The sequence below is a fragment of the Amycolatopsis sp. NPDC098790 genome, from assembly GCF_044759945.1.
Classification (GTDB): domain Bacteria; phylum Actinomycetota; class Actinomycetes; order Mycobacteriales; family Pseudonocardiaceae; genus Amycolatopsis.
Genome location: NZ_JBIWAI010000002.1, coordinates 1498315 through 1523233 on the forward strand (window position 1 = coordinate 1498315; position 24919 = coordinate 1523233).

A 24919-nucleotide genomic window follows, 5' to 3' on the forward strand; every position below is an offset into this window, starting at 1 on the left:
TGACAACAGCCGTAGTCAGTTGGACTCGACGAGGAGTGTGCCGATGGATGCCTCCGACCGCTTTGAGGGGGCCCGGGTGGCGAAGCCCCCGGCCCGGGGCGGAGCCCCGGATGTCACAGAACCGCTGGGTCCCGACTCGCTGACGTGGAAGTACTTCGGCGATTGGCGGGGCCTGCTCATCGCGCTGTGGGCCGGGTCGATGCAGAACATGCACCCGGGCCTCGGCGCCGGCGTCGAGCAGCACTCGCGGTTCTTCGAGGAGCGCTGGCAACGGCTCTTCCGGTCGCTCTACCCGATCGGCGGGGTCGTCTACGACGGCCCGCGCGCCCACGAGACGGCGTTGCAGGTGCGCGGCTACCACGACCGCATCAAGGGCGTGGACGCGCAGGGCCGCCGCTACCACGCGCTCGACCCGGACACCTACTACTGGGCTCACTCGACGTTCTTCGTCAGCACGATCCTCATCGCCGACCACTTCATGGGCGGCATCGGCGGGGCGGAGAAGCGGCGGCTGTTCGACGAGCACGTCACGTGGTGGCGGATGTACGGCATGACCCTGCGGCCGGTGCCCGAAAGCTGGGAGGACTTCCAGCGCTACTGGAAGCACATGTGCGCCGAGGTCCTGGAGGACAACAAGGCCACCCGGGACGTCCTCGACCTGCGAGGGATCGCCAAGCCGCCGTTCCTGCCCTGGCTGCCGGACGTGCTCTGGCGGCCGGTGAGCGTGCTGGTCGCGAAGAACTTCCGCTGGCTGACCATCGGGCTCTACGACCGGGAGATCCGCGACCTGCTCGGCTTCCGCTGGTCCGAGCGCGACGCCCGCCGGCACCGCCGGGTGGGGAAGCTGATCAACGCCGTGTTCAAGCTCGTCCCGCACGACCGCCGCTACCACCCGCGGGCCCGCGCCGGCTGGCGCCGCGTGCGCGGCGAGGTGGCTGCGGAAGCGCCGTTGGTCGAGACTCCACGCAGGAACCTGCCGCCGCCGTCGGAGCGGGGCAAGCCGGAGCACTACGCGCCGGACGTCCGTCGAAACACCTAGGAGGCATTCGTGAAGCTGGGATTCCACGTCGGGTACTGGGGCAGCGGGCCGACGCCGGGCGCGCTGGAAGCCGTGGTGAAGGCCGAGGAGCTCGGCTTCGACTCGGTGTGGACGGCGGAGGCGTACGGCTCGGACGCGTTCACGCCGCTGGCCTGGTACGGCGCTTCCACCAGCAGGATCCGGCTCGGCACGAACATCGTGCAGATGTCCGCGCGCACCCCGACGGCGACGGCGATGAGCGCGATGACGCTCGACCACCTGTCCGGGGGCCGGATGGTGCTCGGGCTGGGCGCGTCGGGTCCGCAGGTCGTCGAGGGCTGGTACGGGCAGCCGTACCCGAAGCCCCTCGCCCGGACGCGGGAGTACGTGGACATCGTCCGGCAGGTGATCGCCCGCGAGGCGCCGGTGACCCTGGACGGCCAGCACTACCAGCTGCCGCTGAAGGGCGGCACCGGGCTCGGGAAGGCGCTGAAGCCGACCGTGCACCCGCTGCGCAAGGAGATCCCGATCTACCTGGCGGCGGAGGGCCCGAAGAACGTCGCCCTCTCGGCCGAGATCGGCGACGGCTGGCTGCCGCTGTTCTTCTCCCCGAAGTCCAACGCCTTCTACAAGGCCGCGCTGGAGGAGGGCTTCGCCCGGCCCGGGGCGCGGCACACGCTGGAGACGTTCGAGGTGCCGTGCTCGATCCCGGTGATCGTGCACGACGACGTCGAGGAGGCGGCTTCGTGGATCAAGCCGTCGCTGGCGTTGTACATCGGCGGCATGGGCGCGAAGAGCGTGAACTTCCACCACGACGTCTTCGCCCGCCTCGGCTACGAGGACGTCGCGGACAAGGTCCAGGAGCTGTACCTGGCCGGCCGCAAGGACGAGGCGACCGCGGCGATCCCGACGTCGCTGGTCGAGGACACGTCGCTGATCGGGCCGGCCGCGAAGATCCGCGACGAGCTGCAGGCGTGGGAGGAAACGGTGGTCACGCAACTGCTCCTGCGCGGTGACGCGGCGACACTGGAGAAGATCGCGGGCGCGCTCGGCTGACGCGGGCCCCGGTCGTGGCCTTGGTCACGACGATGGCACGATTCCCCTCGACCACTACCGGGTGCTCGCCGAGATCGAATACTCATGGCCTGCACCCGGTACGCCGTTACGAGGAGGACCATGGCGACGCTGTCCGGCCGGACGAGGTTCCGCTATTCGCTCGGCTCGTTCGTCACCGGGTCCTTCGGGACGGTGCCCGGCCTGGTCCTGGTCAAGTACCTGACCGACACCATGGCCGTGCCCGCCGGCTGGGCCGCCGCGATCGTCTTCGTGCCCAAGGCCTGGGACTTCTTCTTCAACCCGGTCGCCGGCCGGATGTCCGACGCGGACCTGATCAAGACCGGCAGCCGGCGGCGCTTCCTGCTGATCGGCGGCGTCGGGGTCGCGATCCTGTTCGCGGCGATGTTCGCCCACCCCGGGCTGGGCGGCCCGCTGCCGGACGCGCTGTACGTGGCGGTCCTGTTCGCCGCGTGCGCCACGGCGTACGCGCTGTTCCAGGTGCCGTTCAACGCGCTGCCGGCCGAGCTGACCGAAGACGCGACCGAGCGGACGAAGCTCACCAGTGTCCGCATCGGCGTGCTGGCCGTGACGATCCTGATCTGCGGCGGTGGCGCCCCGGCGATTACGGCCGCGATCGAAGGCGTCGCCGGCTACCGGATCATGGCCGTGGTGATCGGGCTGATCGTGCTGGCCGCGACGCTGCTGGTGTACTTCGGGCTCAAGGACGCGCCGGTCGGCTCGCTGCGGCCGAACACCGTCAGCCTGAAGGAGCTCGTCCGCACGCTGGCCGGCTGGCGGCCGTTCCGCTGGCTGCTGGGCACGTACTTCATCCAGGCGCTGGGCATCGGCACGGTGCTCGCCGCGATCCCGTTCTTCGCCCAGCGCATCCTCGGCAGCGACAAGTACGGCACGATCCTGTTCGTCATCTTCGTCGGCCCGGCGCTGGTCACCATGCCGCTGTGGCCGCGCCTGGGCGACCGCGTCGGCAAGCTGAACGGCTTCCGCCTGGCGACCGCGGCGTTCGCGATCGGGCTGCTGGGGCTGGTGTTCGCGCAGTCGATCCCGCTCGTCGTGACGTTCGTCTTCGTGGCCTTGTGCGGTGTCGGGTACGCCGGGATCTCGGTGTTCCCGCTGGCGATCCTGCCCGACCTGATCACGGCCGAGGAGGAGCGCACCGGCGAGACCCGCGCGGGGATCGCGGCCGGCGTGTGGACGGCGGGGGAGACGCTCGGGCTTGCCTTCGGCGGCGGACTCTGGGCGCTCATCCTCGCGTTCGGCGGGTACGTGTCCAGCACCGACGCGACGGCCTTCCAGCCGCACAGCGCGATCGTGGCGATCCTGATCGGGTCGTCGATCATCCCCGGCGTGCTGATCGCGCTGGCGCTGCCGCTGCTGCGGCGCAAGGTTCTGGAGCCGCGGCATGAGCCGGCCTGAGGACGTCCTGGCGGAGCTGCGCGAACTGCGTGCGGGCGACCTGCCGACGCACGGCGGCCGCACCCTGGCCTACGTCTACGACAGCGGGCTGTCCGAAGTGGACTCCCTCGGCGCGGCGGCGCACGCGCTGGCGTCGTCGGCCAACGGCCTCGACCCGACGGCGTTCCCGAGCTTGCTGCGCATGGAGAACGACCTCGTGGCCGCGGCTTCTTCGTTGCTGGGCGATGTCCCGGGCGTGGTCGGTTCGGTGACGTCGGGCGGTACCGAGTCGTGCCTGCTGGCGGTTTTGGCCGCCCGGGACGCGCGGTCCGACGTCGCTTCGCCGTCGATCGTGCTGCCGACGACCGCGCACGCGGCGTTCCACAAGGCGGCGCACCTGTTCGGGCTGCGGCGGATCGACGTCCCGGTCGACCCGGTGACGTTCCGCGCCGACCCGGCGGCGATGGCCGCGGCGATCGACGACTCGACGGTCCTCGTCGTGGCGAGCGCGCCGTCGTACGCCCACGGCGTCCTCGACCCGATCGGCCCCATCGCGGCCGCCGCTCGCGAGCGCGGCGTCCGGATGCACGTCGACGCGTGCATCGGCGGCTGGGTGCTGCCGTACTTCGCGCGGCTCGGCGCGGACGTGCCGCCGTTCGACTTCCGCGTCCCGGGCGTCACGAGCATCTCGGTGGACCTGCACAAGTACGCGTACTGTCCAAAAGGGACTTCGGTGCTGCTGCACGCGTCGGCGGAGCTGCGGCGGTCGCACTACTTCGCGAGCGCGGCCTGGCCCGGCTACACGATGCTGAACACGACGATCCAGAGCACCCGCTCGGGCGGTCCGCTGGCGGCGGCGTGGGCGGTGACCCGTCACCTCGGCTCCGAGGGCTACCTTTCGCTGGCGGCGTCCACACGGGAAGCGGTTTCCCGGATCCGGTCCGGCATCTCCGAGCTGCCCGGGCTTCGGGTACTCGGCGACCCGGTGTCGACGCTGATCGCGTTCACCGCTTCCGACGACGGCTTCGACCTGTTCACGGTGGCCGACGAGATGAAGGTGCGGGGCTGGTACGTCCAGCCGCAGTTCGCTCATCTGGCGTCCCCGGTCAACCTGCACCTGACGGTGACGGCGGCGAACCACGGCAGCGAGAAGGAGTTCCTGACCGACCTCGCGGCTTCGGTGGACGCGGCCCGGGCGGCGGGCCCGGTTCTCGTCGATCCCGCCGTCGCCGAGTTCGTCGCCGCGTTGGATCCGGAAACGCTGACGTCGGAACAGTTCGCGGGCCTGCTCGCGGCGGCGGGTCTCGGCGGCGCTTCGGGTCTGCCGGACCGGATGGCCCCGATCAACGCGCTCCTCGCAACGGCACCGGCGCCGTTGCGGGAGCGGCTGTTGCTCGAGTTCCTGGGCGCGCTCTACACGCCCTGAATCACTGGTTCCGCGAAGCCAACCCCGCGGGAGCCGACTTGACGGCCGCGTGGATCGCGTCCGCCAGGGCCAGTGCGTCTTCTTCCGTCAGCTCCAGCGCGACCCGCGCCGAAGCGCCCAGTCCCGGGTTGCGGAAGTCGATGTTCACCGTGTGCGCGTACGGTGCGTGGACCGGGTGGTCGACGTACACGGTTCCCTCGTTCAACCGGAACCAGCCGCGGGCGCCCTTGCCGCTGCCCTCGAGCTCGAACTTCTCCGTCAGGTAAGTGCACATGCGCGGGTCCTCTCAGGCGGTCAGCGTGCGGGAGTAGAAGTCGAGGATGCGTTCCCAGCCGTCCTTCGCGGCTTCCGGCCGGTAGCTCGGGCGGTCGACCGCGAAGAACGCGTGGCCCGCGCCCGCGTACGTGTGGAACTCGTGCTCCTTGCCCAGCTTCTCCAGCTCGGCCGCCAGCACGGCGACCTCGTCCGGGCTCGGGAACTGGTCGTCCGCGCCGAAGATGCCCAGCAACGGGCACGACAGCTGCGGCGCGAGACGCAGCAGCGGCTTCATCTGCCTCATGGCTTCGGGCGGGTCGTTGACGACGAAGGCGCCGTAGCAGTCGACCGCCGCGTCGAGGTCCAGGGAACACGCCGACAGGAACGCGTGCCGGCCGCCCGAGCAGTGCCCGATGGCGCCGACGCGGCCGTTCGCGTTCTCCAGTGCGCGCAGGTAATCCGCCGCGCCCGAGACGTCGCCGACCAGGCGGTCGTCGGGGATGCCGCCGGCCGCGCGGACCGTCGCCGCCGCGTCGTCCGGGTCCGCGCCCGGCGCTTCGCGCGTGTACAGGTTCGGGCAGAGCGCGTTGTAGCCCTCGACGGCGAAGCGGCGGACCATCTCCTTCGTCGCCGCGTCGTAGCCGGGCATGTGGTGGATCACCACGACGCCGCCGCGCGGGGTGTCGTCGGTCGGTTTGGCCAGGTACGCCTCGAGCTCGTCCCCGCCGTGGCCGGTGATGGTGACGGTCCCGGCGACGATCTCGTCGGTCATCGGTTCTCCTTCGATCCCTCGGGGGTGTGGAAGTAGCGCTTGCCGCGCGAGGCGGACGCCACCGCGGCGACGACGGCCATCACGGCGGCCGCGGTGAACACGACCACCAGGCCGTGGTGGAACGGGCCGGAGACGAGCTGCGGGAAGAACTCCCCGCCGGTGAGTGCGCTCCGGTCGGCCGGGGAGAGCCCGGCGAGGACGTCCGGGCCGAGCAGGTGCCCGACCGGGTTGCTGCCGAGGAACGCCGCGAACAGCGTGCTGACCGGCGGCAGCTGCGCGACACCGTCGGCGACGGTGGCCGGGACGCCGTGGGCCTGCAGCCCGCCGGTCAGCGTCTGCGGCAGCGACGACGCCAGCCCGGCGATCATCAGCGAGAAGAACACGCCGATCGACAGCGACGTCCCGGAGTTCTGGAACGTCGCCCGCATCCCGGACGCGACCCCGCGCTGCTCGGTCGGCACGCTGCTCATGATCGCCGACGTGTTCGGCGCGGAGAACATGCCCTGCCCGATCCCGCTGACGACGAGCAGCGCGGCGAACGCCGGGTACGGGAAGTCCACCGGCAGCGCGAGCAGGCCGAGGAACGCCGCCGCGACCAGCAGCAGCCCGCCGGTGGAGAACAGCCGCGCCCCGAACCGGTCGGACAGGTAGCCCGACACCGGCCCGGCGATCAGGAAGCCGACGGTCAGCGGCAGCATGTAGATGCCCGCCCACAGCGGCGTGCGCTCGTAGTCGTAGCCGTGCAGGGGCAGCCAGATCCCCTGCAGCCAGATGATGAGCATGAACTGCATGCCACCACGGGCGACCGAAGTCAGCAACGCGGCGACGTTGCCGGCGGCGAACGCGCGGATCTTGAACAGGGAAAGCTGGAACATCGGCGCGGCGACCCGGGTTTCGATGACACCGAACAGCAGGAGTAGCAGCACGCCGGCGCCGATGCCGCCGAGCACCCACGGGCTGCCCCAGCCGGTCGCGGCGCCGCCGTAGGGCTGGATGCCGTACGTGATCGCGGCGAGCAGCAACGCCGTCCCGGCCGCGAAGGTGACGTTGCCGCCCCAGTCGACCTTCGCGCGCTTCGGCGTCCCGACTTCGCGGAGGCTGCGGATCGACCAGATCGTGCCGAGCAGCCCGAACGGGACGCTCACCCAGAACACCGCGCGCCAGTCGATCTCGGCGAGCAGCCCGCCGACGACCAGGCCGAGGAACTGCCCGGCCAGCGCGGTGATCTGGTTGACGCCCAGCGCCATGCCGCGCTGCTCGGTGGGGAAGGCGTCGGTGAGGATGGCGGCCGAGTTCGCCGTCAGCATCGACCCGCCGACGGCCTGCACGACCCGCCAGCCGATCAGCCACAGCGCGCCGCCGCCGGCGTGGAACGGGTCGAACGACAGCGCCACCGACGCGACGCTGAAGACGACGAACCCCAGGTTGTACATCTTGACCCGGCCGAACATGTCGCCGAGCCGCCCGAGCGTCACCACCAGCACGGCCTGCACCAGCAGGTAGCCGAGGATCATCCAGAGCAGGTAGCCGATGTTGCCCGGGGCGAGGGGATCGAGGCCGATGCCGCGGAAGATCGCCGGCAGCGAGATGATCACGATCGAGCCGTCGAGCGCGGACATCAGCACGCCGAGCGTGGTGTTCGACAGCGCGACCCACTTGTAGCGGCCCGGGGCTTCGGTGACGGTCACAGCTCGTCCGCCAGCCGCTCGATCAGCGGGATGGCCGCGACCAGCTCGCGCTGCTCGGCCGCGGTGAACTTCTCGGCCAGCGCGGCCGCCATCTTCCGCGTCGTCTCCGACCGGCGGTCGGTGAGCAGCTTGACGCCGGTTTCGGTGACCGACATCAGCACCTTGCGGCCGTCGGAGTCGTCCTTGCGCCGCTCGACGAGCCCGCGCTCGACCAGCCCGGCCAGTGTCACGCCCATGGCCTGCGGCTTGACGCGTTCGAGATCGGCGAGGCAGCCGGGCGTGGCCGTGCCCTCCCGGTCGAGCCGGGAGAGCACCGACCGTTCGGGCAGCGTCAGCTCCCCGACGACGTAGCCCTGCCGCAACCGCCGGATCACCCGGCCCAAAGCGACGCGCAGGTCCGCGCTCGCTTGCAGAAGGTCTTCGTCCGTCACGATCGTCAACCTAGACTGATAAACCTGGGTTGATCAACTCGGACGTTTCGCCCGACGCGGCCGTCAGTGGACGTGCACGGGCTCCCAGTCGGGGAACGGATCCGGCCCGGTCGCTTCGCCGAGGCAGTCCCGCAGAGCGTCCAGGATTGCTTCGCCCGCCAGCTCGACTCCGATGAACACCAGCTCCTGCCGCGGTTCCGCGGCCACCCCCTGCGGCTCGAACCGCGCCACCGCGCCCGCCTGCGACCACAGCCCGGTCACCCCGGGCCGGGACGCCAACGCGAAGAACCCCTTGGACCGCAACACGGTCCCGAACTCACCCGAGTCCAGCCGCCGCGTCACGAAGTCCCACAGCGCCGCCGGGTCGAACGCCCGCGAAGCCCGGAAGACCACGCTCGAGATGCCGTACTCCTCGGTCTCCGGCACGTGGTCGCCGTTCAGCTCGGCCACCCAGCCCGGCGCTTCCTGCGCCCGCGAAACGTCGTACCGGCCGGTCCCGAAAACCCGCTCGAGGGGCACCTTCCCGAAGCTGCCCGTGACGACGTCCGCGGCCGGGTTGAGCCGCCGCAGCGTCGCCACCAGGCGGTCGACGTCCGGGACGAGGTCCGTCTTGTTGAGCAGCAGGACGTCGGCGAACTCGACCTGGTCCATCAGCAGGTCGCTGACCGTCCGCTCGTCACCGGAGTACTGGTCGAGCCGGCGCTCCACGAGGGAGTCGCCGGCCGCCAGCTCGCGGGTGAAGTTCGCCGCGTCCACCACGGTGACCATCGTGTCGAGGTGGGCGACGGCGTCCAGGAAGGTGAACGTCGCCGCCACCGGCATCGGCTCGGAGATCCCGCTCGACTCGATCAGCACGTGGTCGAAGCGGCCGTCCGAGCAGAGCGCGGCCACCTCCTCGAGGAGGTCCTCTCGCAGGGTGCAGCAGATGCACCCGTTGGTCAGCTCGACGAGGCGCTCCTGCGAACGCACGAGGGCCGCGTCGATGTTGACCTCGCTCATGTCGTTGACGATCACCGCGACCCGCAGGCCCGCCCGGTTGGCGAGGATGTGGTTGAGCAGCGTCGTCTTGCCCGCGCCGAGGAAGCCGGACAGCACCGTGACCGGAACGCTCACGAGTGGAAGTGCCGCATCAGCCGCCGCGGGACCAGCCGGATCTCGCCGTCGACCTTGATCGGCACCAGGTCCGGCACCGCCGCCTTCCACTGCGACCGCCGGGAACGCGTGTTGCTGCGCGACTTCTTCCGCTTCGGGACGGCCATCAGCGCGTCCCCCGCTTCCCGTAGCGGCGGTGGAACTTCTCGACCTGGCCGGCGCTGTCCATGATCCGCTGGGTGCCGGTCCAGAACGGGTGCGACCACGAGCTGATGTCGACCACGACCAGCGGGTAGGTCGCGCCGTCGGACCACTCGATCGTCTTGTCGGAGGTGATGGTGGAGCGGGTGAGGAACGCGTCGCCGGTCGACGAGTCCTTGAACACCACGGGGTGGTAGTCGGGGTGGATTCCGGTCTTCATCGTTCTTCCTTTCGGTTCGCCGCGGAGTGCCGCGCCGGGTCGGGTTCGGTGTCCTCGCACGGTTCTTCGTGCCAGTCGCCGAACGGATCGGGGTAGCGCGCCCACGCCTCGGGTCCTGCCGCGAGTTCCTCTTCGGTCAGTAGAGCGCCGCGCAGGGCCGCGTCGATCTCGTCGGGCGTTGTCTGGTCCGTCACCACGACGAGCTCCTGCGCGCGGTCGCCGTGCACCGGGTGCCACCGCAGGGACGCCAGGGTGCGGCGCTCGGGGGAGACATCCGTCCACTTCGGACCGTCCGGCGCCGCGAGCCACGGCCCGGCGTGGCCGATTCCGAGCCCACCGCCCGCCGATTCGATCCAGAACGCCACGTCGGGCTGGCTGGCCACCCACGCGCGTCCGCGGGTGCGAACGACGCCGTCGAGCAGCACGTCCAGGGCGTCGTGCAGCCGTTCGGGGTGGAACGGTCGTTGCGCGGTGAAGGTGACCAGCCCGATGCCGCAGTCGACGTGCACCGGTGGTTCGCCGCGCAGCAGGGCGCCGTGCATGTCGGTGACCTCGCCGCGGCGGGCGTCCGCGGGAACGGCGTCGAGGACGCTGTGCCCGTCGATCCGCGACAGCTCGACGCGCGGGACCGACGGCGCGACCCGGTCGAGGACCGCGGACGCCTTCGCGGCGGTCCAGGCGTCGGTGGTCGCGCCGGCCAGCACCAGGACGTCGGCGAACTCGACCTGCGAGAGCGCGACCTGGGCGACCGTGCGCTCGTCCTCCGGGCTGGCCTGCAGGTTCCGCTCGGCCAGGACGTCGTCGCCGGTCGCGTCGGCGAGGAAGGTCGCGCAGTCGACGACGGTCAGCACCGCGCGCAGGTCGACGTCGTCGCTCACCGGGTGGTCGCCGACCAGGACGTTCCGGATCGCCCAGCTCACCGGCTCCGGCTCCATGGCCTCGTCGAGCCGGACGACGATCCGGCGGACCTGCGGCATCCGCGCGAGGTGCCGCAGCAACGGCAGCAGATCCTCGCGCAGGGTGCACGACACGCAGCCGTGCGCCAGTTCGAGCACGGTCAGCTGGTCGCGCTGCTCGAGCCGCAGCCGGCGGCGGACGACGCCGGAGTGGATCTCGCGCAGGTCGTGGTGGACGACGGCGGTGCCGGGCCCGGCCACGCGCAGCAGCTCGGCGAGCGTGGCGTTCGGTCCCGGCGCGAGGCCGCTCACCAAGACGAGCGGGATGCGGGAATCAGGGGTCACGGGGGCTCCAGGAATACGGGCGGGGTACGGTGCGTCAGAGTAGATGAAAACGACAACCACTATCAACTTGGGAGGTCTCGTGTCCGCCGTGTGCCAGGTCACCGGCCGCAAGCCGGGCTACGGCAAGCAGGTCTCGCACTCGCACCGCCGCACGTCCCGGCGCTGGGAGCCGAACCTGCAGAACCGTCGCTACTTCGTGCCGAGCGAGGGTCGCTGGGTGCGGCTGCGCGTCTCCGCCAAGGGCATGAAGACGATCGACAAGCGGGGCATCGAGGCCGTCGTGGCCGAACTGAAGGCAAGGGGAGTGAAGCTGTAATGGCGAAGAGCACCGACGTCCGCCCGGTCGTCAAGCTGCGGTCCACCGCGGGCACCGGCTACACGTACGTCACCAAGAAGAACCGCCGGAACGACCCGGACCGGATGGTCCTGCGCAAGTACGACCCGGTCGCGCGCAAGCACGTCGAGTTCAAGGAAGAGCGCTGATGGCCAAGAAGTCCAAGATCGCCAAGAACGAGCAGCGGAAGGTGGTCGCGGCGCGGTACGTCGCCCGGCGCCGCGAGCTGAAGGCCGTCATCGCCTCGCCGGCGTCGTCTCCGGAGGAGAAGGGGGCGGCCGTGGTCGCGCTGCAGAAGCTGCCGCGCGACGCGAGCCCGACGCGCATCCGCAACCGCGACGCCGCCGACGGACGCCCGCGCGGCTACCTGCGGAAGTTCGGGCTGTCGCGGGTGAAGATGCGCGCGGCCGCGCACAACGGCGAGCTGCCCGGCGTGTCGAAGTCGAGCTGGTGAGCCGGATGCCGAAGCCGAACCGGGACCGCCCGGCCAAGCGCAAGGTGAACCTGTTGCACGTCAACCGGATCACCCACGTCGACTGGAAGGACGCCGACCTGCTCCGGAAGTTCATTTCGGACCGGGGCAAGATCCGCGCCCGCCGCGTGACGGGGTTGACCCCGCAGCAGCAGAAGCAGGTCGCCACGGCGATCAAGAACGCGCGGGAGATGGCCCTGCTGCCGTACCCGTCGGCGGGCCGCACCAGCTGAGCCGGTCACGCCACCCGGAACATCTCCGGGTGGCGTGACCCACGCTGGGCTGGCGCCCGGGTGAACCGTCAATAAACTCCCGCCCATGGACGACCCGCACTACCTTTCCGGCCTCCAGCTCACCGGCCGCCGCGTTGTCGTGTTCGGCGGCGGAAGCGTTGCTCAGCGGCGGCTGCCCCGGCTGATCAGCGCGGGTGCGCGCATCGAGCTGGTGTCGCCGCACACGACGCCGTCGGTGCAGGGGATGGTGGACGCGGGCGAGCTGGTCTGGCACGAGCGCGGCTACACCACCGGGGACCTTCGCGACGCTTGGTACGCCCTGGCCTGCACGAACGACCCCGACGTGAACGCGGCGATCTGCGCCGAGGCCGAGCGCGAGCGCGTCTTCTGCGTCCGCGCCGACGAGGGCGAGTCCGGTTCCGCGGTGACCCCGGCGTCGGGCCGGCACGGCGGTCTGCTGTTCGGCGTCCTGTCCGGTGGCGAGCCACTGCGCTCGGCGGCCGTCCGCGACTCCATGCTCGACGGCCTGCACAACGGCACGATCGAAGACGGCCGCCAGCCGCACCCCGAGGGCTCGCTGCCCGGGGTGGCCCTGGTCGGCGGCGGCCCGGGCGACCCGGAGCTGATCACGGTCCGCGGCCGGCGGCTGCTCTCGCGCGCGGACGTCGTCGTGGTCGACCGGCTGGGGCCGCGCGAGCTGCTCGACGAGCTCGCGCCCGAGGTCGAGGTCGTGGACGCGGCGAAGATCCCCTACGGCCGCGCGGCCAGCCAGGACGTCATCAACCGGACGCTGATCGAGAAGGCCAAGGAAGGCAAGTTCGTGGTCCGCCTCAAGGGCGGCGACCCGTACCTGTTCGGCCGCGGCTTCGAAGAGGTGCTGGCCTGCGCCGAGGCGGGCGTCCCGGTGACGATGGTCCCGGGCATCACGAGCGCGTTCGCGGTCCCGGCGGTGGCGGACGTCCCGGTCACCCACCGCGGCGTCGCGCACGAGGTCGTGGTGGTCTCGGGCCACGTCGCCCCGGGCGACGACCGGTCGCTGGTGGACTGGGAGCTGCTGGCCCGGATGCGCGGCACGATCGTGCTGATGATGGGCGTCGAGCGGCTGCCGCAGTTCGCGAAGGCGCTGCTGGACGGCGGCCGCCCGGGCGACACCCCGGTGGCGATCGTCGAGGACGGCACCATGCGCACCCAGCGGACATTGCGGTCCACATTGGACACGGTGGTCACGGACGCGGCGGCGTCGGGCGTCCGGCCGCCGGCGATCATCGTGATCGGGCCGGTGGCGGGACTGGCGCCGGTTCGGGCGTCGTGAGGGAAGCGGCGGCGGCGAGGACCGCGTCGGCGACTTCGGGCAGCGGGCGGCGGCCGTCGACGACGACCGTCGCGCCGAGCCGCCGGTAGGTCGTCTCGGCGCCCGCATTGGCGTCGAGGGCCGCCGCCAGCTCCTCCGGGTGCTTGCCGAAGCTGTTCGACGTGCGGGTCAGCAGCCGGTCCCGGAGCGTGTCGTCGTCGACTACCAGGCAGACGACGAGGTCGAAGAGATCCCGCACCTCTTCGTCGTTTTCGCTGGAGCCGCAGAAGAACGCGACCCCTTCGTGCGCTCTCGCCGCCAGGGCCTCGACCTCCGCGCGGCCGGTCTCCCACCCGAAACGGTCGAGCCAGCCCGCCGGCACGGGATCCGGGGGATCGACGACGACCTCCCGCGTCGTCCGGTCCACCCAGTGGTTGTAGCCCTCCCAGTCCGCGTCGACCGCGAGCTCTCCCCGGGCTTTCAGGGCCGCGCAGACCGCCGACTTGCCGGCCCCGGAGTTGCCGGTCACCCACACCAAAGGCATGGGCGCAGCATCTCAGTTCTCGTAGCAGCTCGCGGCGAAATCCCGGATCGCGTCGGACAGGCGGCTCGGGTCGAACCGCAGCTCGACCGGGCTGCGCGCCTGGACGAACTCCGCGTCCGGCATGTCCACCGCCAAGGTGTCCGCGTCGCCGAACGGGTGGATCGGGTCGTTCTGGTGGCCGATCACCAGCGCCCGGGTCGTGATCTTGCGGCGCACCGACTTCGGCGGCGCGATCCGCCCGAACAGCACGCCGTGCAGCAACGCCGCCATCGGCGCGGGACGCTGCGAGAGCGTGTCCGTCACGACGTCGACCCACTGGTTGCCGTGCGGCACCAGGGACGCCGCCAGCGCCACCGCCTGGACCGTCACCGGCAGGAACCGGGCCGCCATCAGCAGTGGCGCGAACGTGACGAGGCCCGCCACGATCGCGTTGTCCAGCACCGGCATCTCGACGATCAGCCCGCGGACCCGGTCCGGGGCCTGCACCGCCACCTCCAGCGAGACGTTCGCCCCGAGCGACGTCCCGCCGATGACCGCCGAGGAGACCTCGAGGTGGTCCAGCAGCGCCAGGGTCTGCTCCGCGAACGAGGGCATCGAGTAGAGCCACGACTCGGTCGGCCGGTCGGAGTCGCCGTGGCCGAGGAGGTCGAGCGTGACCACCCGGAACCCCGCGCGGGCCAGCCGGCGTGCCAGCGGTGCGTGCATCCGGCGGGTCAGCATGATGCCGTGGGTGAGCACGACGACGCGGTCGCCGCTGCCGAACTCCGTGTACCAGAGCCGGTGCCCCTCGTGCTCGAACGAGCCGGTCAGCTCGATCGGCCGGGACGCGCGCCGCGCCGGGGCAGTGGGCGGATCGGGCTCGATCGCGGTCGCGCTACTGGCCGGGCTCATGTCCCACCGTCCTCCCCGTGTCGTGGTGACCCTGTTCAGGAAAGCATCCCGGCACCGCGTCGGCACAGTGACGTCGCCGTCAGTTGACAAGGTGCCAATGGCGGCCCGGCGCGGTCATGGGTGAAGATGACCCCCATGACCGCTACTGCTGACAGCTTGCCCGACCTCGTCTCCCTGAAGGTCGACGTCACCGGCTCCGTGGCCGAAGTGACGCTCCTCGGCCCGTCGAAGGGCAACGCGATGGGCCCGGACTTCTGGCGCGAGCTGCCGCTGGTCTTCCGCGCGCTGGACGCCGACCCGCAGGTCAGGGCGGTGGTGCTGACCGGCAGCGGCAAGCACTTCTCCTACGGTCTCGACCTGCCCGCGATGATGGGCGACTGGGCGCCGATGCTCGGCGGCGAGAACCTGGCCGGCCCGCGGACCGCCTTCCTCGACCAGGTCCGGTCGCTGCAGGCGGCGGTCAGCTCGATCGCGGAATGCCGCAAACCGGTCGTCGCGGCCGTTTCGGGCTGGTGCATCGGCGGCGGGGTCGACGTCGTCGCGGCGGCGGACATCCGGCTGGCCAGCGTCGACGCCAAGTTCAGCGTCCGCGAGGTGCGCGTCGCCATCGTCGCCGACCTCGGCAGCCTCCAGCGGCTCGCCTCGATCGTCGGCGAGGGGCACCTGCGGGAGCTGGCCCTGACCGGCAAGGACATCGACGCCGCGCGCGCCGAGAAGATCGGGCTCGTCAACGACGTGTACGCGGACCAGGACGCGCTCCTGACGGCCGCGCGGGAACTCGCCGCGGAGATCGCTGCGAACCCGCCGCTCGTGGTGCAGGGTACGAAGCAGGTACTGGCGACGAACACCGAGCGCCAGGTCGCCGACGGCCTCCGGTACGTCGCGGCGTGGAACTCGGCGTTCCTGCCCAGCAAGGACCTCGGTGAGGCGGTCCAGGCGTTCCTGGAGCGGCGGCCGCCGGAGTTCAAGGGCGAGTAACTAGGAGGCAGCGTGACCGCTTCGGAAGTCCACCACGCGTTCCGCGTCGCGCGGGACTACCTGCTGACCCACCGCGAGGACTACGAGACGGCCTACCGGGACTTTGCTTGGCCGTCGCTCGACGAGTTCAACTGGGCGATCGACTGGTTCGACGTCGTCGCGCACGACCCGGACAACGCCGAGCGGTACGCGCTGTGGATCGTCGAAGAGGACGGCACCGAGAACCGCTGGACCTACCCGGCGCTGTCCGGCCGGTCCAACCAGGTCGCGAACTGGCTGCGCTCGCTCGGCGTCCGCCGCGGCGACCGGCTGATCCTCATGCTGGGCAACCAGGGCGAGCTGTGGGAGACCATCCTCGCCGCGATCAAGCTCGGCGCCGTGATCATCCCGGCGTCCACGCTGCTCGGGCCGGCCGACCTGACCGACCGCGTCGAGCGCGGCGCGGCCAAGCACGTCGTCGTCCGCTCGGTGGACGCCCCGAAGTTCGCCGACGTCGACGGCGACTACACGCGGATCGCCGTGGGGGAGCCGGTCGAGGGCTGGCAGCGGTACTCGGCCGCGTTCGCGCAGTCCCCGGAGTTCGCGCCGGACGCCCCCACGAAGGCGGGCGACCCGCTGCTGCTCTACTTCACCTCCGGCACGACGGCGAAGCCGAAGCTGGTGCAGCACACGCACGTCTCGTACCCGGTCGGCCACCTGTCCACGATGTACTGGATCGGCCTGGAACCCGGCGACGTCCACCTGAACATCTCCTCGCCCGGCTGGGCGAAGCACGCGTGGAGCAACTTCTTCGCGCCGTTCAACGCCGAAGCGACGGTGTTCCTCTACAACTACAACCGGTTCGACGCGGGCGCGCTGATGGCCCAGATGGACCGCTGCGGCGTCACGAGCTTCTGCGCGCCGCCGACGGTGTGGCGGATGCTGATCCAGGCCGACCTGACGGCGCTGAAGACCCCGCCGAAGAAGGTCGTCGGGGCCGGGGAGCCGCTCAACCCCGAGGTGATCGAGCAGGTCCAGAAGTCCTGGGGCGTCACGATCCGCGACGGCTTCGGCCAGACCGAGAGCAGCGTCCAGATCGCCAACACGCCGGGTCAGGACGTCGTGCCCGGCTCGATGGGCCGCCCGCTGCCCGGGTTCGTGGTGGCGCTGGTCGACCCGGTCAGCGGCGAGCGCGCGTCGGAAGGCGAGATCTGCCTCGACCTGCGGCACCGGCCGGTCGGCCTGATGACCGGCTACGCGGATGACGACGAACGCACGTCGGCCGCCTTCGCGAACGGCTTCTACCACACGGGTGACGTCGGTTCGATCGACGAACGCGGCTACATCACCTACGTCGGGCGCACGGACGACGTGTTCAAGGCGTCGGACTACCGGATCTCGCCGTTCGAGCTGGAGAGCGTGCTGATCGAGCACGAAGCGGTGGCGGAGGCGGCGGTCGTCCCGGCCCCGGACCCGATCCGGCTCGCGGTGCCCAAGGCGTACGTCGTGCTGGCCTCGGGCTTCTCCCCGGACGCCGAGACGGCCCGGTCGATCCTCGCGTACTGCCGCGAGCACCTGGCGCCGTACAAGCGCATTCGGCGGCTGGAGTTCGCGGAGCTGCCGAAGACGATCTCGGGCAAGATCCGCCGCGTCGAGCTTCGGACCCGCGAGAGCGACCCGGCCCGCGGTGCCGGTACGGAGTTCCGCGAAGAGGACTTCCCGGACCTCAAGGGGTAGCCGAACGACGTGAATGACCCATTTCCTGGCAGCAGCCGGGGACTTGAAGGTCGCGAATGCCGCATTCGGGACGTGGGAGGTCTCGAATGCGGCATTCGCGGCACCGCCGTGGCCTCCGAGCTGCCGAGGACGATCACCGTTCCGGCCTGAAGCGCGAGCTGAAGAGGACTTCCCGGACCTCAAGGGCTAGCCGAACGACGTGAATGACTCATTGCTGTCGCCAGACGACATGAATGAGTCATTCACGTCGTTTCCGCCGGGCGCCGGTCAGCCGCGGGTGCCCTCGACCTGGCGGCCGTCCTCGGTCGAGCACGCGGTCACCGGGTCGCCGGCGCCGCTGCCGCACGTCCACTCGCCGAGGACGATCGGGCCCGGGCCGTCGGCGTCGTTCGCGTCGGCGGGCGTCAGCTTCGCGAAGTAGTCCGTCAGGAGCTGGGCCGCCGCCGCGCAGTCGACCTGGCCGTGCGCGACGACCGCCGTCTTCGCGCCGCCGGTGCCGGTGACGTCGCCGCAGGGGACGCCGGGGGCCGTCGACCCGGCCGCGGCGGCCGCGGCGGGGACCGGCGCGGGCTCGCCGGAGGACGGCGCGGCGGGCGCGGGGTCGCCACCGCCGCAGCCGGCCAGGACGGCGGCCGCGGCGACGAGCAGCAGGGGGTACGCGAGTGTCTTCATGGGCCCTTCAGGAGCGGGAACGGATCGGGAGGGGTCACTCGGAGGGCACGACGGCGGCGAACACCGTCTGCTCGCCCTTCGTGCAGGTGGTGCCGCCCTGCGCGGCCGGCGGCCCGGAGGTGCACAGCCAGCCGTCGACGGTCTCGTTCACCGCGTCGTTCGAGCCGGCGCCCTGGCGGCCGGCGATCTTGCGGTGGAAGTCGCCGACGAGCTTCGTCGCCGCGACGCAGGTGACGCCGGCCGAGCCGCTGTCGAACACGTAGAGCGTCAGCCCGCTGGCGGCGGTCACCGTGCCGCAGGACCCGGGCACCGGCGGCGGCGCGCTGGACGGCTTCGTCGCCGGCGCGGGCGTGCTGCCGTCGGCGGGCGGCGGCGGGGGAGCGGTGGTCGAGGAGCCCGCCGCGGCGGACGTCGAAGGCGGGGCCGACGATGCGGGCGCCTGGGCGGCCGGCTCGCCGGAGCAGGCCGCCAGGGCGGGCACGGCGAGGCAGGCGGCGAGCAGCGGCCGCCACGTCCTCGTGGTGGTCGGGTGGGGCACCGCGATCGTTCCTCCCCGGTCGGCTGGGCCCGGTCATTCTGGCCCATCCGGGTGGGGGCCCCGTGGACCGGCTCGCCCACAGGTGTGCCGCAGATTACTCCAGCCGGGTGGCGGCCGGTTACGGTGGGCGCTCCCAGACTGTCCACAATGGACGATTAACATTCCGTTCACGCTCCGAAACCCAACACTGCCATCAAGAATCGATCGGTCTAATTCCGGCCGCACCGGTTAACAATCCGGCCGCGCGTGCCGAAGATCTTGGTGGAGGCCGACGAGCTTCCCGTCCCCGACCCCCCGTCCCGAGCCCGTGAGAGCGATGAACGCCGACGCTGTGACCAGCCCCGAACCCAGCACCGACGAGAACACCGGCCCGTCCGGCCCGCCGACCGTCCCCAGCAGCGTCGTCTGGTGCTGCGGCCGCCCGTACGTCCTGGAGGCGCGCCCCGGCCGCGCCCGCTGGATGGGCACCGACTACCGGGGCCGCCCCGAGGCGCTGAGCAGCGCCGAACTGCAGCGGCGCGGCTGGAGCCGCCGCCGCGCCTGCTGACTACGCTGGGCGGGTGAGCACAGCCGCACCCGAACCAGCCGCGCAGGCGAGCGCCGCCGAGCCGTCCCTGCTCAGGCAGGCCTTCAACGTCCCCAACATGCTGTCGCTGCTGCGGCTCGCCGGCGTCCCGGTGTTCCTGTGGCTGCTGCTGGGACCGGAGGAGGACGGCTGGGCGCTCGCGCTGCTGGTGTTCAGCGCGCTGACCGACTGGCTCGACGGCAAGCTGGCCCGCTGGCTCAACCAGATGTCCCGGCTCGGCCAGCTCCTCGACCCGGCGGCCGACCGGCTCTACATCCTCGCGACGCTGATCGCGTTCCTGGTCCGCGACATCATCCCCTGGTGGGTCGTGGTCCCGCTGGTGCTGCGCGAAGCGGTGCTGGGGGTGTGCGTGGTGGTGCTGCGCCGCCGCGGGTTCGCCCCGCCGGAGGTGACGTACATCGGCAAGGGCGCGACGTTCGTGCTGATGTACGCGTTCCCGTTCCTGCTGCTCGCCCAGGGCGGCTCGGACGTCGCGGCGGTGGCCCGCCCGATCGGCTACGCGTTCACGATCTGGGGCGCGGTGCTGTACGTGTGGTCCGGCGTGTTGTACGTGGTCCAGGCCCGCAACGCCCTGCGTGGAGTCGCCGCTCAGGAGGAGTGAGGGGCATGCTCGCGCCGCCGGAGCGGGCGGGCGTGCCGCACGAACCGCGGCTTCACCACAGGACCGACCACGCCGGCCTGCGCCGCCCGCGCGAGCAGGTCGCGGCGGTCGGCGACGCAATCCGACCCGTCGCGCCCCCGCCGTGCCGGCCCGCGCACCGCCGCCGGCGACTGAGCGCCACCTTTTCCCCGGCCCGTGCCCGGCGGCTGCGCCGGGTGGGTGTAAGACTTCGCGCAGCACGTTCCGCCAGTGAGGGCACGAAAGGGGACCGCTGGTGTCCGCTCCAGAAGAGCTTCGCTACACCGAGGAACACGAGTGGGTCGCCACCCGCGGCGAGGACACCCTCGTCCGCATCGGCATCACCGAGTACGCCCAGGACCAGCTCGGCGACGTCGTCTTCGTCGACCTGCCCGAGGTCGGCCGCCAGGTGAGCGCGGGTGACGTCTTCGGCGAGGTCGAGTCGACCAAGAGCGTTTCCGAGCTGTTCGCGCCCGTCGACGGGGAGGTCGTGGCGGTCAACGACGCCGTCGCCGACTCGCCCGAGCTGATCAACAGCGACCCCTACGGCGAGGGCTGGCTGATCGAGATCCGGCTCGACGACCCGGCGGGCCTCGAAGCCCTGCTCGAAGCCGAGGCGTACGACGCCCTGACCAAGGGCTGAACGACGCTCCCACCCGGTCGGACCAGCGCTGCGCCGGTTCGGGGAGCCGGGGCTCGGAGAATCGATCAGGCACGGTACGTTGGCAGCTACACGTTCTTGAGTACTAGGCATCACAGCATGTGTGGAGGAGAGCTCAGGTGAGCACGAACGACGGGCCCGGCGGCGTTCCCCCGGAGCAGTCTCCGGAGCGGACCTCTGTCTTCCGGGCCGACTTCCTGGCCGAAGCCGAAGGCCACGAGCCCGCCCCGGCCGCGGAGGCGCCGGTCCAGGGTGTCGACGCCCTGCCGCCGGGTTCGGCCCTGCTGGTCGTGAAGCGCGGGCCCAACGCGGGTTCGCGGTTCCTGCTCGACCGCGACACCACCAGCGCCGGGCGGCACCCGGACAGCGACATCTTCCTGGACGACGTCACGGTCTCCCGGCGGCACGCGGAGTTCCGGCGCGAGGGCGGCGAGTTCGTCGTCATCGACGTCGGCAGCCTCAACGGCACCTACGTCAACCGCGAGCCGGTCGACCAGGCCGTCCTCGCCGGGGGCGACGAGGTGCAGATCGGCAAGTTCCGCCTGGTCTTCCTGACCGGCCCGGGTCACGGGGGCCAGGGGGCGCAGTGACGGCGGCCGGGCGGCCACAGAACCACGGGTTGAGCATCGGGGCGGTCCTCGCGCAGCTGCGCGGGGACTTTCCCGACGTCACCATCTCCAAGATCCGGTTCCTCGAAGCGGAAGGCCTGGTCACGCCGGGCCGGACGCCTTCGGGTTACCGGCAGTTCGCCGCGGCGGACGTGGAGCGCCTGCGGTTCGTCCTGGCCGCCCAGCGGGACCACTACCTCCCGCTGAAGGTCATCAAGGAGCAGCTGGACGCGGTGGACTCGGGAGCCGAGCCCGCCGCGGCCCTGCCCCGCCCGCCGCGCCGGCTGGTCCCGATCGACGCGCCGGCGGAGAACGTCGGCCTGCCCGTGGCGGAGGACTTCGCCGTGGGCAAGGAGCTGCGCCTGACCCAGGAGGAGCTCCTGGAGCAGGCCGGCATCGACGCCGCCGCGCTGGCCGAGCTGCAGCAGTACGGCCTGGTCCGGTCCGGTCCCGCCGGGTTCTTCGACCCGGACGCGGTGCTGGTCGCGCGGACGGTGAAGGCGATGACCGAATTCGGTATCGAGCCGAGACACCTGCGTGCCTTCCGCGCCGCGGCCGACCGCGAGGTCGGGTTGCTGGAGCAGATCGTGACCCCGGTGTATCGGCACCGTGACCCGGAAGCGAAGTCGAGGGCCGACGAAGTGGTCCGGGAGGTCGCGGCGCTGTCCGTGACGCTCCACACGCTTCTCGTCAAGGCGGGAATCCGCGGCGTCACGGGGTGTTGATCCGCAACGGGGCACTGAGATCCTCTTGGCGGCCCCATGTCAATGACTGAATGTTCGGTGCCGCATGCCGTACCGTGAGGGCAAGGGTTTGCGGCAGGCGAACCGAGATAGTCTCGACAGCGAGCACAGCGTGGGAATGACGGGTAGCGTCGGCAGTGACGGCGCCGAAACGTTCCAGCACCTGCGCCCGCGTGCACGAGAGGGAGGCGAAGCCCGATGAGCGAGATGCGCGTCGTCGGTGTGCGGGTCGAGCTGCCCGCGAATCAGCCGATCTTGCTGCTGCGGGAGACCGAGGGTGAACGGTACCTGCCGATCTGGATCGGCTCGGTCGAAGCCACCGCCATCGCCTTGGAGCAACAGGGAGTCCGGCCCGCCCGTCCGCTGACCCACGACCTGCTGAAAGAGGTCATCGGGGCGCTCGGCCGGGAGCTCGAGCAGGTCGTCATCACCGACCTCAAGGAAGGCACGTTCTTCGCGGAACTGGTCTTCGACGGCGACATCCGGGTGTCCGCCCGGCCGAGCGACTCGGTCGCGCTGGCCCTGCGGATCGGCGTCCCCATCCACGCCGTGGACGCGGTGCTGGAGGAGGCGGGCCTGATCATCCCGGACGAGCAGGAGGACGAGGTCGAGAAGTTCCGCGAGTTCCTCGACTCCGTGTCCCCGGAGGACTTCCGCGGGGCCGATACCTGAGAACTTGCCTTGACGCGGACGTCAACGTCTAGCGTCGGGGTATGCGGATCGGAGAGCTTGCGCAGCGCACGGGTGTCACCACCCGTGCGCTGCGGTTTTATGAGGCCCAGGGCCTGATCGCGGCCCGTCGCTCGGCGAACGGCTACCGCGAATACGACGAGCACGACCTGCAGCTGGTCAAGGAGATCCAGACCCTGCAGACGGTCGGCCTGACCCTCGACGAGACCCGCCCGTTCGTCGAGTGCCTCCGCAGCGGCCACGAGACCGGCGACTCCTGCGCGAACTCCCTCGAGGTCTACCGCCGCAAGCTCGAAGAAGCGGACGCGTTGCTGGCGCGCCTCGGCGGGATCCGCGAGGAACTGGCCGCGAAGCTCGCCGGCGCGCTGGCCCGGCAAGCGCCCGATCCCTGTGTCGTCCCCGATGCCCCGCGCCCGTGAAGGAGCCCATCATGTCCGAAGTCCGTGAAGTCACCGACACGACGTTCGCGGAGGTCGTCGGCAGCGACGTCCCCGTGCTGGTCGAGTTCTGGGCCACCTGGTGCGGCCCCTGCCGGATGGTCGGCCCGGTGCTGGAGCAGCTGGCCGCCGAGCGGGCCGGGCAGCTCGCCGTCCGCAAGATCAACGCCGACGAGAACCCGGAGACCACCCGCTCCTACCAGGTCATGTCCCTGCCGACGATGATCCTGTTCCGCGGGGGCGAGCCGGTCGAGACGATCGTCGGGGCGTTCCCGAAGGCCCGCATCGAAGAGCGCCTCGACCGCGCCCTCACGGTGCCGTCGCTTTGACGAAGGTGTCCGCCACCTCGCGCCCGTAGTTCTCCAGGTCGAGCGACGGGTCGGCCGCGTACGCCGCGGCCACCCCGTCGATCGCCTGCGCGACCGACATCGCCATCACCTCGGGTGTGAACTCGCCGAACACCCCTTCGGTCTGCCCCTGCTTGAGCTGACGCGCGAGGCCGTGCACGCGCATGTCGTCGACCAGCACCTTCGTCATCACCCAGCCGTCCTCGTCGTCGGCGTTGGCCGACAGCTCGGTCAGCACGCGGACGCATTCGGGGTAGGCGCGCAGGAACGCGATCGACGTCTCGATGTGGGCCCGCAGGTAGCCGGCCCGGTCGGCCGGGTCGAGCCCGCCGCCGGTGCGCTCCTTCAGGAACTCGTTCTTCGTCTCGACCACCGTGCTCAGCACGGCCTGCAGCAGGCCGGCCTTGTTCGTGAAGTGGTACGAGATCAGCCGGGTGCTGCTGAGCCCGGCCCGCTCCTTGATCTTGGCGAACGTCGTCTTGCGGTACCCGAGGTCGGCGAGGACGCCGATGGTCGCCCCGATGATCTGCGCGCGGCGGGCCGCCTCGGCGGCGCTGAGCCCCATCTCGGCCATGAGGTCGGTGTTTACTTGCATGAGTAAAAAGTTACTCGACTGAGTAAAAGTGCGCAAGAGGTTTGAACCACCGGCTCGGGGGTACGGCGAACGGTGCAAAGGCTCAGCCGACCGTTGAGGCTTGCCGCGCGTCGCGTTGACCGGCACTGTCCGGGCGCTTACCGTCGAAGGAGGTAAATCGCCACGGTGTGATTCACGGTCTGGGGCCGGACCGCGGCGGTTGATCTCCGGTGGGTCCCGCTCCTGGGACTCCTCCGGCTGTCATTCGCCGGCCGCCAGGTCGGGCGAGGGGAGGCTTGCGTGGTCGAGGCTGGTTCCGAGAAGCAGCCTGTTGAGGTCGCGAGTGGCGAGCAGGGTGAGCTGTTCCCCGACAACTCGCTGCCGGACGAGCTGGTGGGCTACCGCGGCCCGGCCGCGTGCCAGATCGCCGGGATCACCTACCGCCAGCTCGACTACTGGGCCCGGACGAAGCTGGTCGCACCCAGCATCCGCACCGCCCACGGCTCCGGCTCGCAGCGGCTGTACTCGTTCAAGGACATCCTGGTCCTCAAGGTCGTCAAGCGGCTGCTGGACACCGGGGTCTCACTGCAGAACATCCGCGTCGCCGTCGACCACCTGCGCGTGCGCGGGGTCCGCGACCTCGCGCGCGTGACGCTGTTCTCCGACGGCACCACCGTCTACGAGTGCACCTCGCCGGAGGAGATCGTCGACCTGCTCCAGGGCGGCCAAGGGGTCTTCGGCATCGCGGTCAGCGGCGCCATGCAGGAAATCAGCGGCACGATCCACGAGTTCCCGGCCGAACGCGCCGACGGCGGCGTCGTCGAGACCCACCAGCCGGACGAGCTGACCCAGCGCCGCAACGCCCGCCGGACCGGGTGATCACCGCTGCGGCGGACGGAGTAAGGTTCTCCTCGCGGTCGACGAATCCGCGCGGGAGAGTCCGAGCCACACCTTGAGCTCGGCGCCGAAGGAGCAAGTCCTCCCCGGAACCTCTCAGGCACCCTGGACCGCGCGGACGAGACGCCTCTGGAAAGCGGGTCGTCAGGACACAACCTGATGGCCCCGCCGACGGTGCAAGCCCGGCTCAACCTCGGGCGAAACTCTCAGGCGCCCCTTCGGGGGTACGGACAGAGTGGGGAGGCCGAGACATCGTCGTCTCGGTCCGGCTTCGC

General features: G+C 71.1%; 33 protein-coding genes and 1 riboswitch. Of the genes, 20 read left to right on the plus strand and 13 right to left on the minus strand.

The genetic code is table 11. From position 1 onward, the window contains the following. Nucleotides 1-76 precede the first annotated feature (76 nt). From ACIQWX_RS20665 to ACIQWX_RS20680, 4 genes are all read left to right on the plus strand, one after another. On the plus strand, nt 77-1039 hold the full coding sequence (locus ACIQWX_RS20665) for an oxygenase MpaB family protein (protein WP_400873145.1): 963 nt from the start codon (nt 77-79) through the stop codon (nt 1037-1039). A gap of 9 nt (nt 1040-1048) precedes the next feature. Continuing rightward, nucleotides 1049-2074 (plus strand): LLM class F420-dependent oxidoreductase, encoded by a 1026-nt coding sequence (locus ACIQWX_RS20670; protein WP_400873149.1) that lies wholly within the window; start codon nt 1049-1051, stop codon nt 2072-2074. Between the two features lie 120 nt (nt 2075-2194). Continuing rightward, nucleotides 2195-3508, plus strand: coding sequence for an MFS transporter (locus ACIQWX_RS20675; protein ID WP_400873151.1), 1314 nt, complete (start codon nt 2195-2197; stop codon nt 3506-3508). Beyond that, complete coding sequence (locus ACIQWX_RS20680) at nt 3495-4913, plus strand: pyridoxal phosphate-dependent decarboxylase family protein (protein WP_400873154.1); 1419 nt, start codon at nt 3495-3497, stop codon at nt 4911-4913. The genes ACIQWX_RS20675 and ACIQWX_RS20680 overlap by 14 nt, the downstream gene beginning before the upstream one ends. A gap of 1 nt (nt 4914) precedes the next feature. On the opposite strand, the gene ACIQWX_RS20685 is transcribed toward ACIQWX_RS20680, so the two are convergent. From ACIQWX_RS20685 to mrf, 8 genes are all read right to left on the minus strand, one after another. Next, nucleotides 4915-5187 (minus strand): DUF6295 family protein, encoded by a 273-nt coding sequence (locus ACIQWX_RS20685; protein ID WP_400873157.1) that lies wholly within the window; start codon nt 5185-5187, stop codon nt 4915-4917. Nucleotides 5188-5199: 12 nt separating this feature from the next. Continuing rightward, on the minus strand, nt 5200-5940 hold the full coding sequence (locus ACIQWX_RS20690; RefSeq protein WP_400873160.1) for a dienelactone hydrolase family protein: 741 nt from the start codon (nt 5938-5940) through the stop codon (nt 5200-5202). Next, the gene (locus tag ACIQWX_RS20695) at nt 5937-7628 is read right to left on the minus strand and encodes an MFS transporter (RefSeq protein WP_400873163.1); all 1692 of its coding nucleotides are present in this window, start codon (nt 7626-7628) and stop codon (nt 5937-5939) included. The genes ACIQWX_RS20690 and ACIQWX_RS20695 overlap by 4 nt, the downstream gene beginning before the upstream one ends. Beyond that, nucleotides 7625-8059, minus strand: a complete 435-nt coding sequence (locus ACIQWX_RS20700) for a MarR family winged helix-turn-helix transcriptional regulator (RefSeq protein WP_400873166.1) — start codon at nt 8057-8059, stop codon at nt 7625-7627. Before ACIQWX_RS20700 ends, ACIQWX_RS20695 begins: the two co-directional genes overlap by 4 nt. 63 nt (nt 8060-8122) lie before the next feature. Next, nucleotides 8123-9172, minus strand: coding sequence for a GTP-binding protein (locus tag ACIQWX_RS20705; protein ID WP_400873169.1), 1050 nt, complete (start codon nt 9170-9172; stop codon nt 8123-8125). Then, nucleotides 9169-9318 (minus strand): 50S ribosomal protein L32, encoded by a 150-nt coding sequence (rpmF, locus tag ACIQWX_RS20710; protein WP_400873172.1) that lies wholly within the window; start codon nt 9316-9318, stop codon nt 9169-9171. The genes ACIQWX_RS20705 and rpmF overlap by 4 nt, the downstream gene beginning before the upstream one ends. Next, a complete protein-coding gene (locus ACIQWX_RS20715) occupies nt 9318-9572 on the minus strand; it encodes a type B 50S ribosomal protein L31 (RefSeq protein ID WP_400873175.1) in 255 nt (84 codons plus the stop codon). Before ACIQWX_RS20715 ends, rpmF begins: the two co-directional genes overlap by 1 nt. Then, the gene (mrf, locus tag ACIQWX_RS20720) at nt 9569-10813 is read right to left on the minus strand and encodes a ribosome hibernation factor-recruiting GTPase MRF (RefSeq protein WP_400873177.1); all 1245 of its coding nucleotides are present in this window, start codon (nt 10811-10813) and stop codon (nt 9569-9571) included. The genes ACIQWX_RS20715 and mrf overlap by 4 nt, the downstream gene beginning before the upstream one ends. Before the next feature lie 79 nt (nt 10814-10892). On the opposite strand from mrf, the gene rpmB reads away from it, so the two are divergent. From rpmB to cobA, 5 genes are all read left to right on the plus strand, one after another. Then, nucleotides 10893-11129, plus strand: coding sequence for a 50S ribosomal protein L28 (gene rpmB, locus ACIQWX_RS20725; RefSeq protein ID WP_257918745.1), 237 nt, complete (start codon nt 10893-10895; stop codon nt 11127-11129). After that, nucleotides 11129-11296, plus strand: coding sequence for a 50S ribosomal protein L33 (gene rpmG / locus ACIQWX_RS20730; protein WP_400873181.1), 168 nt, complete (start codon nt 11129-11131; stop codon nt 11294-11296). Before rpmB ends, rpmG begins: the two co-directional genes overlap by 1 nt. Next, nucleotides 11296-11601: a 30S ribosomal protein S14 gene (gene rpsN / locus ACIQWX_RS20735; protein ID WP_400873183.1), complete on the plus strand. Its 306-nt coding sequence runs from the start codon at nt 11296-11298 to the stop codon at nt 11599-11601. Before rpmG ends, rpsN begins: the two co-directional genes overlap by 1 nt. Further along, nucleotides 11598-11852 carry a 30S ribosomal protein S18 gene (rpsR, locus tag ACIQWX_RS20740; protein ID WP_400873186.1) on the plus strand — a complete coding sequence of 85 codons (255 nt, stop codon included), beginning with the start codon at nt 11598-11600 and terminating at the stop codon, nt 11850-11852. Before rpsN ends, rpsR begins: the two co-directional genes overlap by 4 nt. A gap of 85 nt (nt 11853-11937) precedes the next feature. Further along, entirely contained in the window at nt 11938-13164 is a 1227-nt protein-coding gene (gene cobA / locus ACIQWX_RS20745; RefSeq protein WP_400873189.1) for a uroporphyrinogen-III C-methyltransferase, read from the plus strand. Here the strand turns inward: cobA and ACIQWX_RS20750 are convergent. Together ACIQWX_RS20750 and ACIQWX_RS20755 are read right to left on the minus strand one after the other, a co-directional pair. After that, nucleotides 13115-13687 (minus strand): AAA family ATPase, encoded by a 573-nt coding sequence (locus ACIQWX_RS20750; RefSeq protein ID WP_400873192.1) that lies wholly within the window; start codon nt 13685-13687, stop codon nt 13115-13117. The two genes, cobA and ACIQWX_RS20750, sit on opposite strands and share 50 nt — an antisense overlap. Before the next feature lie 12 nt (nt 13688-13699). Then, nucleotides 13700-14578 (minus strand): alpha/beta fold hydrolase, encoded by an 879-nt coding sequence (locus tag ACIQWX_RS20755; protein ID WP_400873195.1) that lies wholly within the window; start codon nt 14576-14578, stop codon nt 13700-13702. Nucleotides 14579-14713: 135 nt separating this feature from the next. On the opposite strand from ACIQWX_RS20755, the gene ACIQWX_RS20760 reads away from it, so the two are divergent. Together ACIQWX_RS20760 and ACIQWX_RS20765 are read left to right on the plus strand one after the other, a co-directional pair. After that, the gene (locus ACIQWX_RS20760; protein WP_400873198.1) at nt 14714-15556 is read left to right on the plus strand and encodes a crotonase/enoyl-CoA hydratase family protein; all 843 of its coding nucleotides are present in this window, start codon (nt 14714-14716) and stop codon (nt 15554-15556) included. 12 nt (nt 15557-15568) lie between these two features. Then, nucleotides 15569-17272: an AMP-binding protein gene (locus ACIQWX_RS20765; protein WP_400873201.1), complete on the plus strand. Its 1704-nt coding sequence runs from the start codon at nt 15569-15571 to the stop codon at nt 17270-17272. A 267-nt stretch (nt 17273-17539) separates the two neighbouring features. Here ACIQWX_RS20765 and ACIQWX_RS20770 read toward each other — a convergent pair whose 3' ends face one another. Beyond that, the gene (locus ACIQWX_RS20770) at nt 17540-17944 is read right to left on the minus strand and encodes a hypothetical protein (protein WP_400873204.1); all 405 of its coding nucleotides are present in this window, start codon (nt 17942-17944) and stop codon (nt 17540-17542) included. A 34-nt stretch (nt 17945-17978) separates the two neighbouring features. After that, entirely contained in the window at nt 17979-18482 is a 504-nt protein-coding gene (locus ACIQWX_RS20775; RefSeq protein WP_400873206.1) for a hypothetical protein, read from the minus strand. 316 nt (nt 18483-18798) lie between these two features. Here ACIQWX_RS20775 and ACIQWX_RS20780 point away from each other — a divergent pair, with 316 nt between their 5' ends. The 8 genes from ACIQWX_RS20780 to trxA all read left to right on the plus strand — a co-directional run bounded on the left by ACIQWX_RS20780 (nt 18799) and on the right by trxA (nt 23155). Then, the gene (locus ACIQWX_RS20780) at nt 18799-19029 is read left to right on the plus strand and encodes a hypothetical protein (RefSeq protein WP_400873209.1); all 231 of its coding nucleotides are present in this window, start codon (nt 18799-18801) and stop codon (nt 19027-19029) included. A gap of 13 nt (nt 19030-19042) precedes the next feature. Then, nucleotides 19043-19669 (plus strand): CDP-alcohol phosphatidyltransferase family protein, encoded by a 627-nt coding sequence (locus ACIQWX_RS20785; RefSeq protein WP_400873212.1) that lies wholly within the window; start codon nt 19043-19045, stop codon nt 19667-19669. 274 nt (nt 19670-19943) lie between these two features. Next, a complete protein-coding gene (gene gcvH / locus ACIQWX_RS20790) occupies nt 19944-20330 on the plus strand; it encodes a glycine cleavage system protein GcvH (protein WP_086679382.1) in 387 nt (128 codons plus the stop codon). A gap of 137 nt (nt 20331-20467) precedes the next feature. Continuing rightward, complete coding sequence (garA, locus tag ACIQWX_RS20795; protein WP_086679381.1) at nt 20468-20938, plus strand: glycogen accumulation regulator GarA; 471 nt, start codon at nt 20468-20470, stop codon at nt 20936-20938. Then, nucleotides 20935-21681, plus strand: a complete 747-nt coding sequence (locus ACIQWX_RS20800) for a MerR family transcriptional regulator (protein WP_400873216.1) — start codon at nt 20935-20937, stop codon at nt 21679-21681. Before garA ends, ACIQWX_RS20800 begins: the two co-directional genes overlap by 4 nt. A 216-nt stretch (nt 21682-21897) precedes the next feature. Continuing rightward, nucleotides 21898-22371 (plus strand): bifunctional nuclease family protein, encoded by a 474-nt coding sequence (locus ACIQWX_RS20805; RefSeq protein ID WP_009078856.1) that lies wholly within the window; start codon nt 21898-21900, stop codon nt 22369-22371. 41 nt (nt 22372-22412) lie between these two features. After that, on the plus strand, nt 22413-22808 hold the full coding sequence (locus tag ACIQWX_RS20810; protein ID WP_400873220.1) for a MerR family transcriptional regulator: 396 nt from the start codon (nt 22413-22415) through the stop codon (nt 22806-22808). 11 nt (nt 22809-22819) lie between these two features. After that, a complete protein-coding gene (gene trxA, locus ACIQWX_RS20815) occupies nt 22820-23155 on the plus strand; it encodes a thioredoxin (protein ID WP_400873222.1) in 336 nt (111 codons plus the stop codon). On the opposite strand, the gene ACIQWX_RS20820 is transcribed toward trxA, so the two are convergent. Next, complete coding sequence (locus ACIQWX_RS20820; RefSeq protein WP_400873225.1) at nt 23136-23768, minus strand: TetR/AcrR family transcriptional regulator; 633 nt, start codon at nt 23766-23768, stop codon at nt 23136-23138. The genes trxA and ACIQWX_RS20820 overlap by 20 nt on opposite strands. 279 nt (nt 23769-24047) lie before the next feature. On the opposite strand from ACIQWX_RS20820, the gene ACIQWX_RS20825 reads away from it, so the two are divergent. Then, entirely contained in the window at nt 24048-24626 is a 579-nt protein-coding gene (locus tag ACIQWX_RS20825; RefSeq protein ID WP_086679377.1) for a MerR family transcriptional regulator, read from the plus strand. 42 nt (nt 24627-24668) lie between these two features. Next, nucleotides 24669-24767: riboswitch (glycine riboswitch) on the plus strand. Nucleotides 24768-24919: the final 152 nt, after the last annotated feature.

Bases quoted from the DNA above. Each gene is read 5' to 3' on its own strand.
- cobA (WP_400873189.1), top strand. From the start codon at position 11,938: ATGGACGACCCGCACTACCTTTCCGGCCTCCAGCTCACCGGCCGCCGC.
- ACIQWX_RS20755 (WP_400873195.1), bottom strand. From the start codon at position 14,578: ATGAGCCCGGCCAGTAGCGCGACCGCGATCGAGCCCGATCCGCCCACT.
- trxA (WP_400873222.1), top strand. From the start codon at position 22,820: ATGTCCGAAGTCCGTGAAGTCACCGACACGACGTTCGCGGAGGTCGTC.
- ACIQWX_RS20820 (WP_400873225.1), bottom strand. From the start codon at position 23,768: ATGCAAGTAAACACCGACCTCATGGCCGAGATGGGGCTCAGCGCCGCC.
- rpsN (WP_400873183.1), top strand. From the start codon at position 11,296: ATGGCCAAGAAGTCCAAGATCGCCAAGAACGAGCAGCGGAAGGTGGTC.
- ACIQWX_RS20690 (WP_400873160.1), bottom strand. From the start codon at position 5,940: ATGACCGACGAGATCGTCGCCGGGACCGTCACCATCACCGGCCACGGC.
- ACIQWX_RS20770 (WP_400873204.1), bottom strand. From the start codon at position 17,944: ATGAAGACACTCGCGTACCCCCTGCTGCTCGTCGCCGCGGCCGCCGTC.
- rpmF (WP_400873172.1), bottom strand. From the start codon at position 9,318: ATGGCCGTCCCGAAGCGGAAGAAGTCGCGCAGCAACACGCGTTCCCGG.
- ACIQWX_RS20760 (WP_400873198.1), top strand. From the start codon at position 14,714: ATGACCGCTACTGCTGACAGCTTGCCCGACCTCGTCTCCCTGAAGGTC.
- ACIQWX_RS20680 (WP_400873154.1), top strand. From the start codon at position 3,495: ATGAGCCGGCCTGAGGACGTCCTGGCGGAGCTGCGCGAACTGCGTGCG.
- rpmG (WP_400873181.1), top strand. From the start codon at position 11,129: ATGGCGAAGAGCACCGACGTCCGCCCGGTCGTCAAGCTGCGGTCCACC.
- ACIQWX_RS20715 (WP_400873175.1), bottom strand. From the start codon at position 9,572: ATGAAGACCGGAATCCACCCCGACTACCACCCCGTGGTGTTCAAGGAC.
- ACIQWX_RS20805 (WP_009078856.1), top strand. From the start codon at position 21,898: ATGAGCGAGATGCGCGTCGTCGGTGTGCGGGTCGAGCTGCCCGCGAAT.
- ACIQWX_RS20675 (WP_400873151.1), top strand. From the start codon at position 2,195: ATGGCGACGCTGTCCGGCCGGACGAGGTTCCGCTATTCGCTCGGCTCG.
- ACIQWX_RS20685 (WP_400873157.1), bottom strand. From the start codon at position 5,187: ATGTGCACTTACCTGACGGAGAAGTTCGAGCTCGAGGGCAGCGGCAAG.
- ACIQWX_RS20810 (WP_400873220.1), top strand. From the start codon at position 22,413: ATGCGGATCGGAGAGCTTGCGCAGCGCACGGGTGTCACCACCCGTGCG.
- ACIQWX_RS20780 (WP_400873209.1), top strand. From the start codon at position 18,799: ATGAACGCCGACGCTGTGACCAGCCCCGAACCCAGCACCGACGAGAAC.
- ACIQWX_RS20750 (WP_400873192.1), bottom strand. From the start codon at position 13,687: ATGCCTTTGGTGTGGGTGACCGGCAACTCCGGGGCCGGCAAGTCGGCG.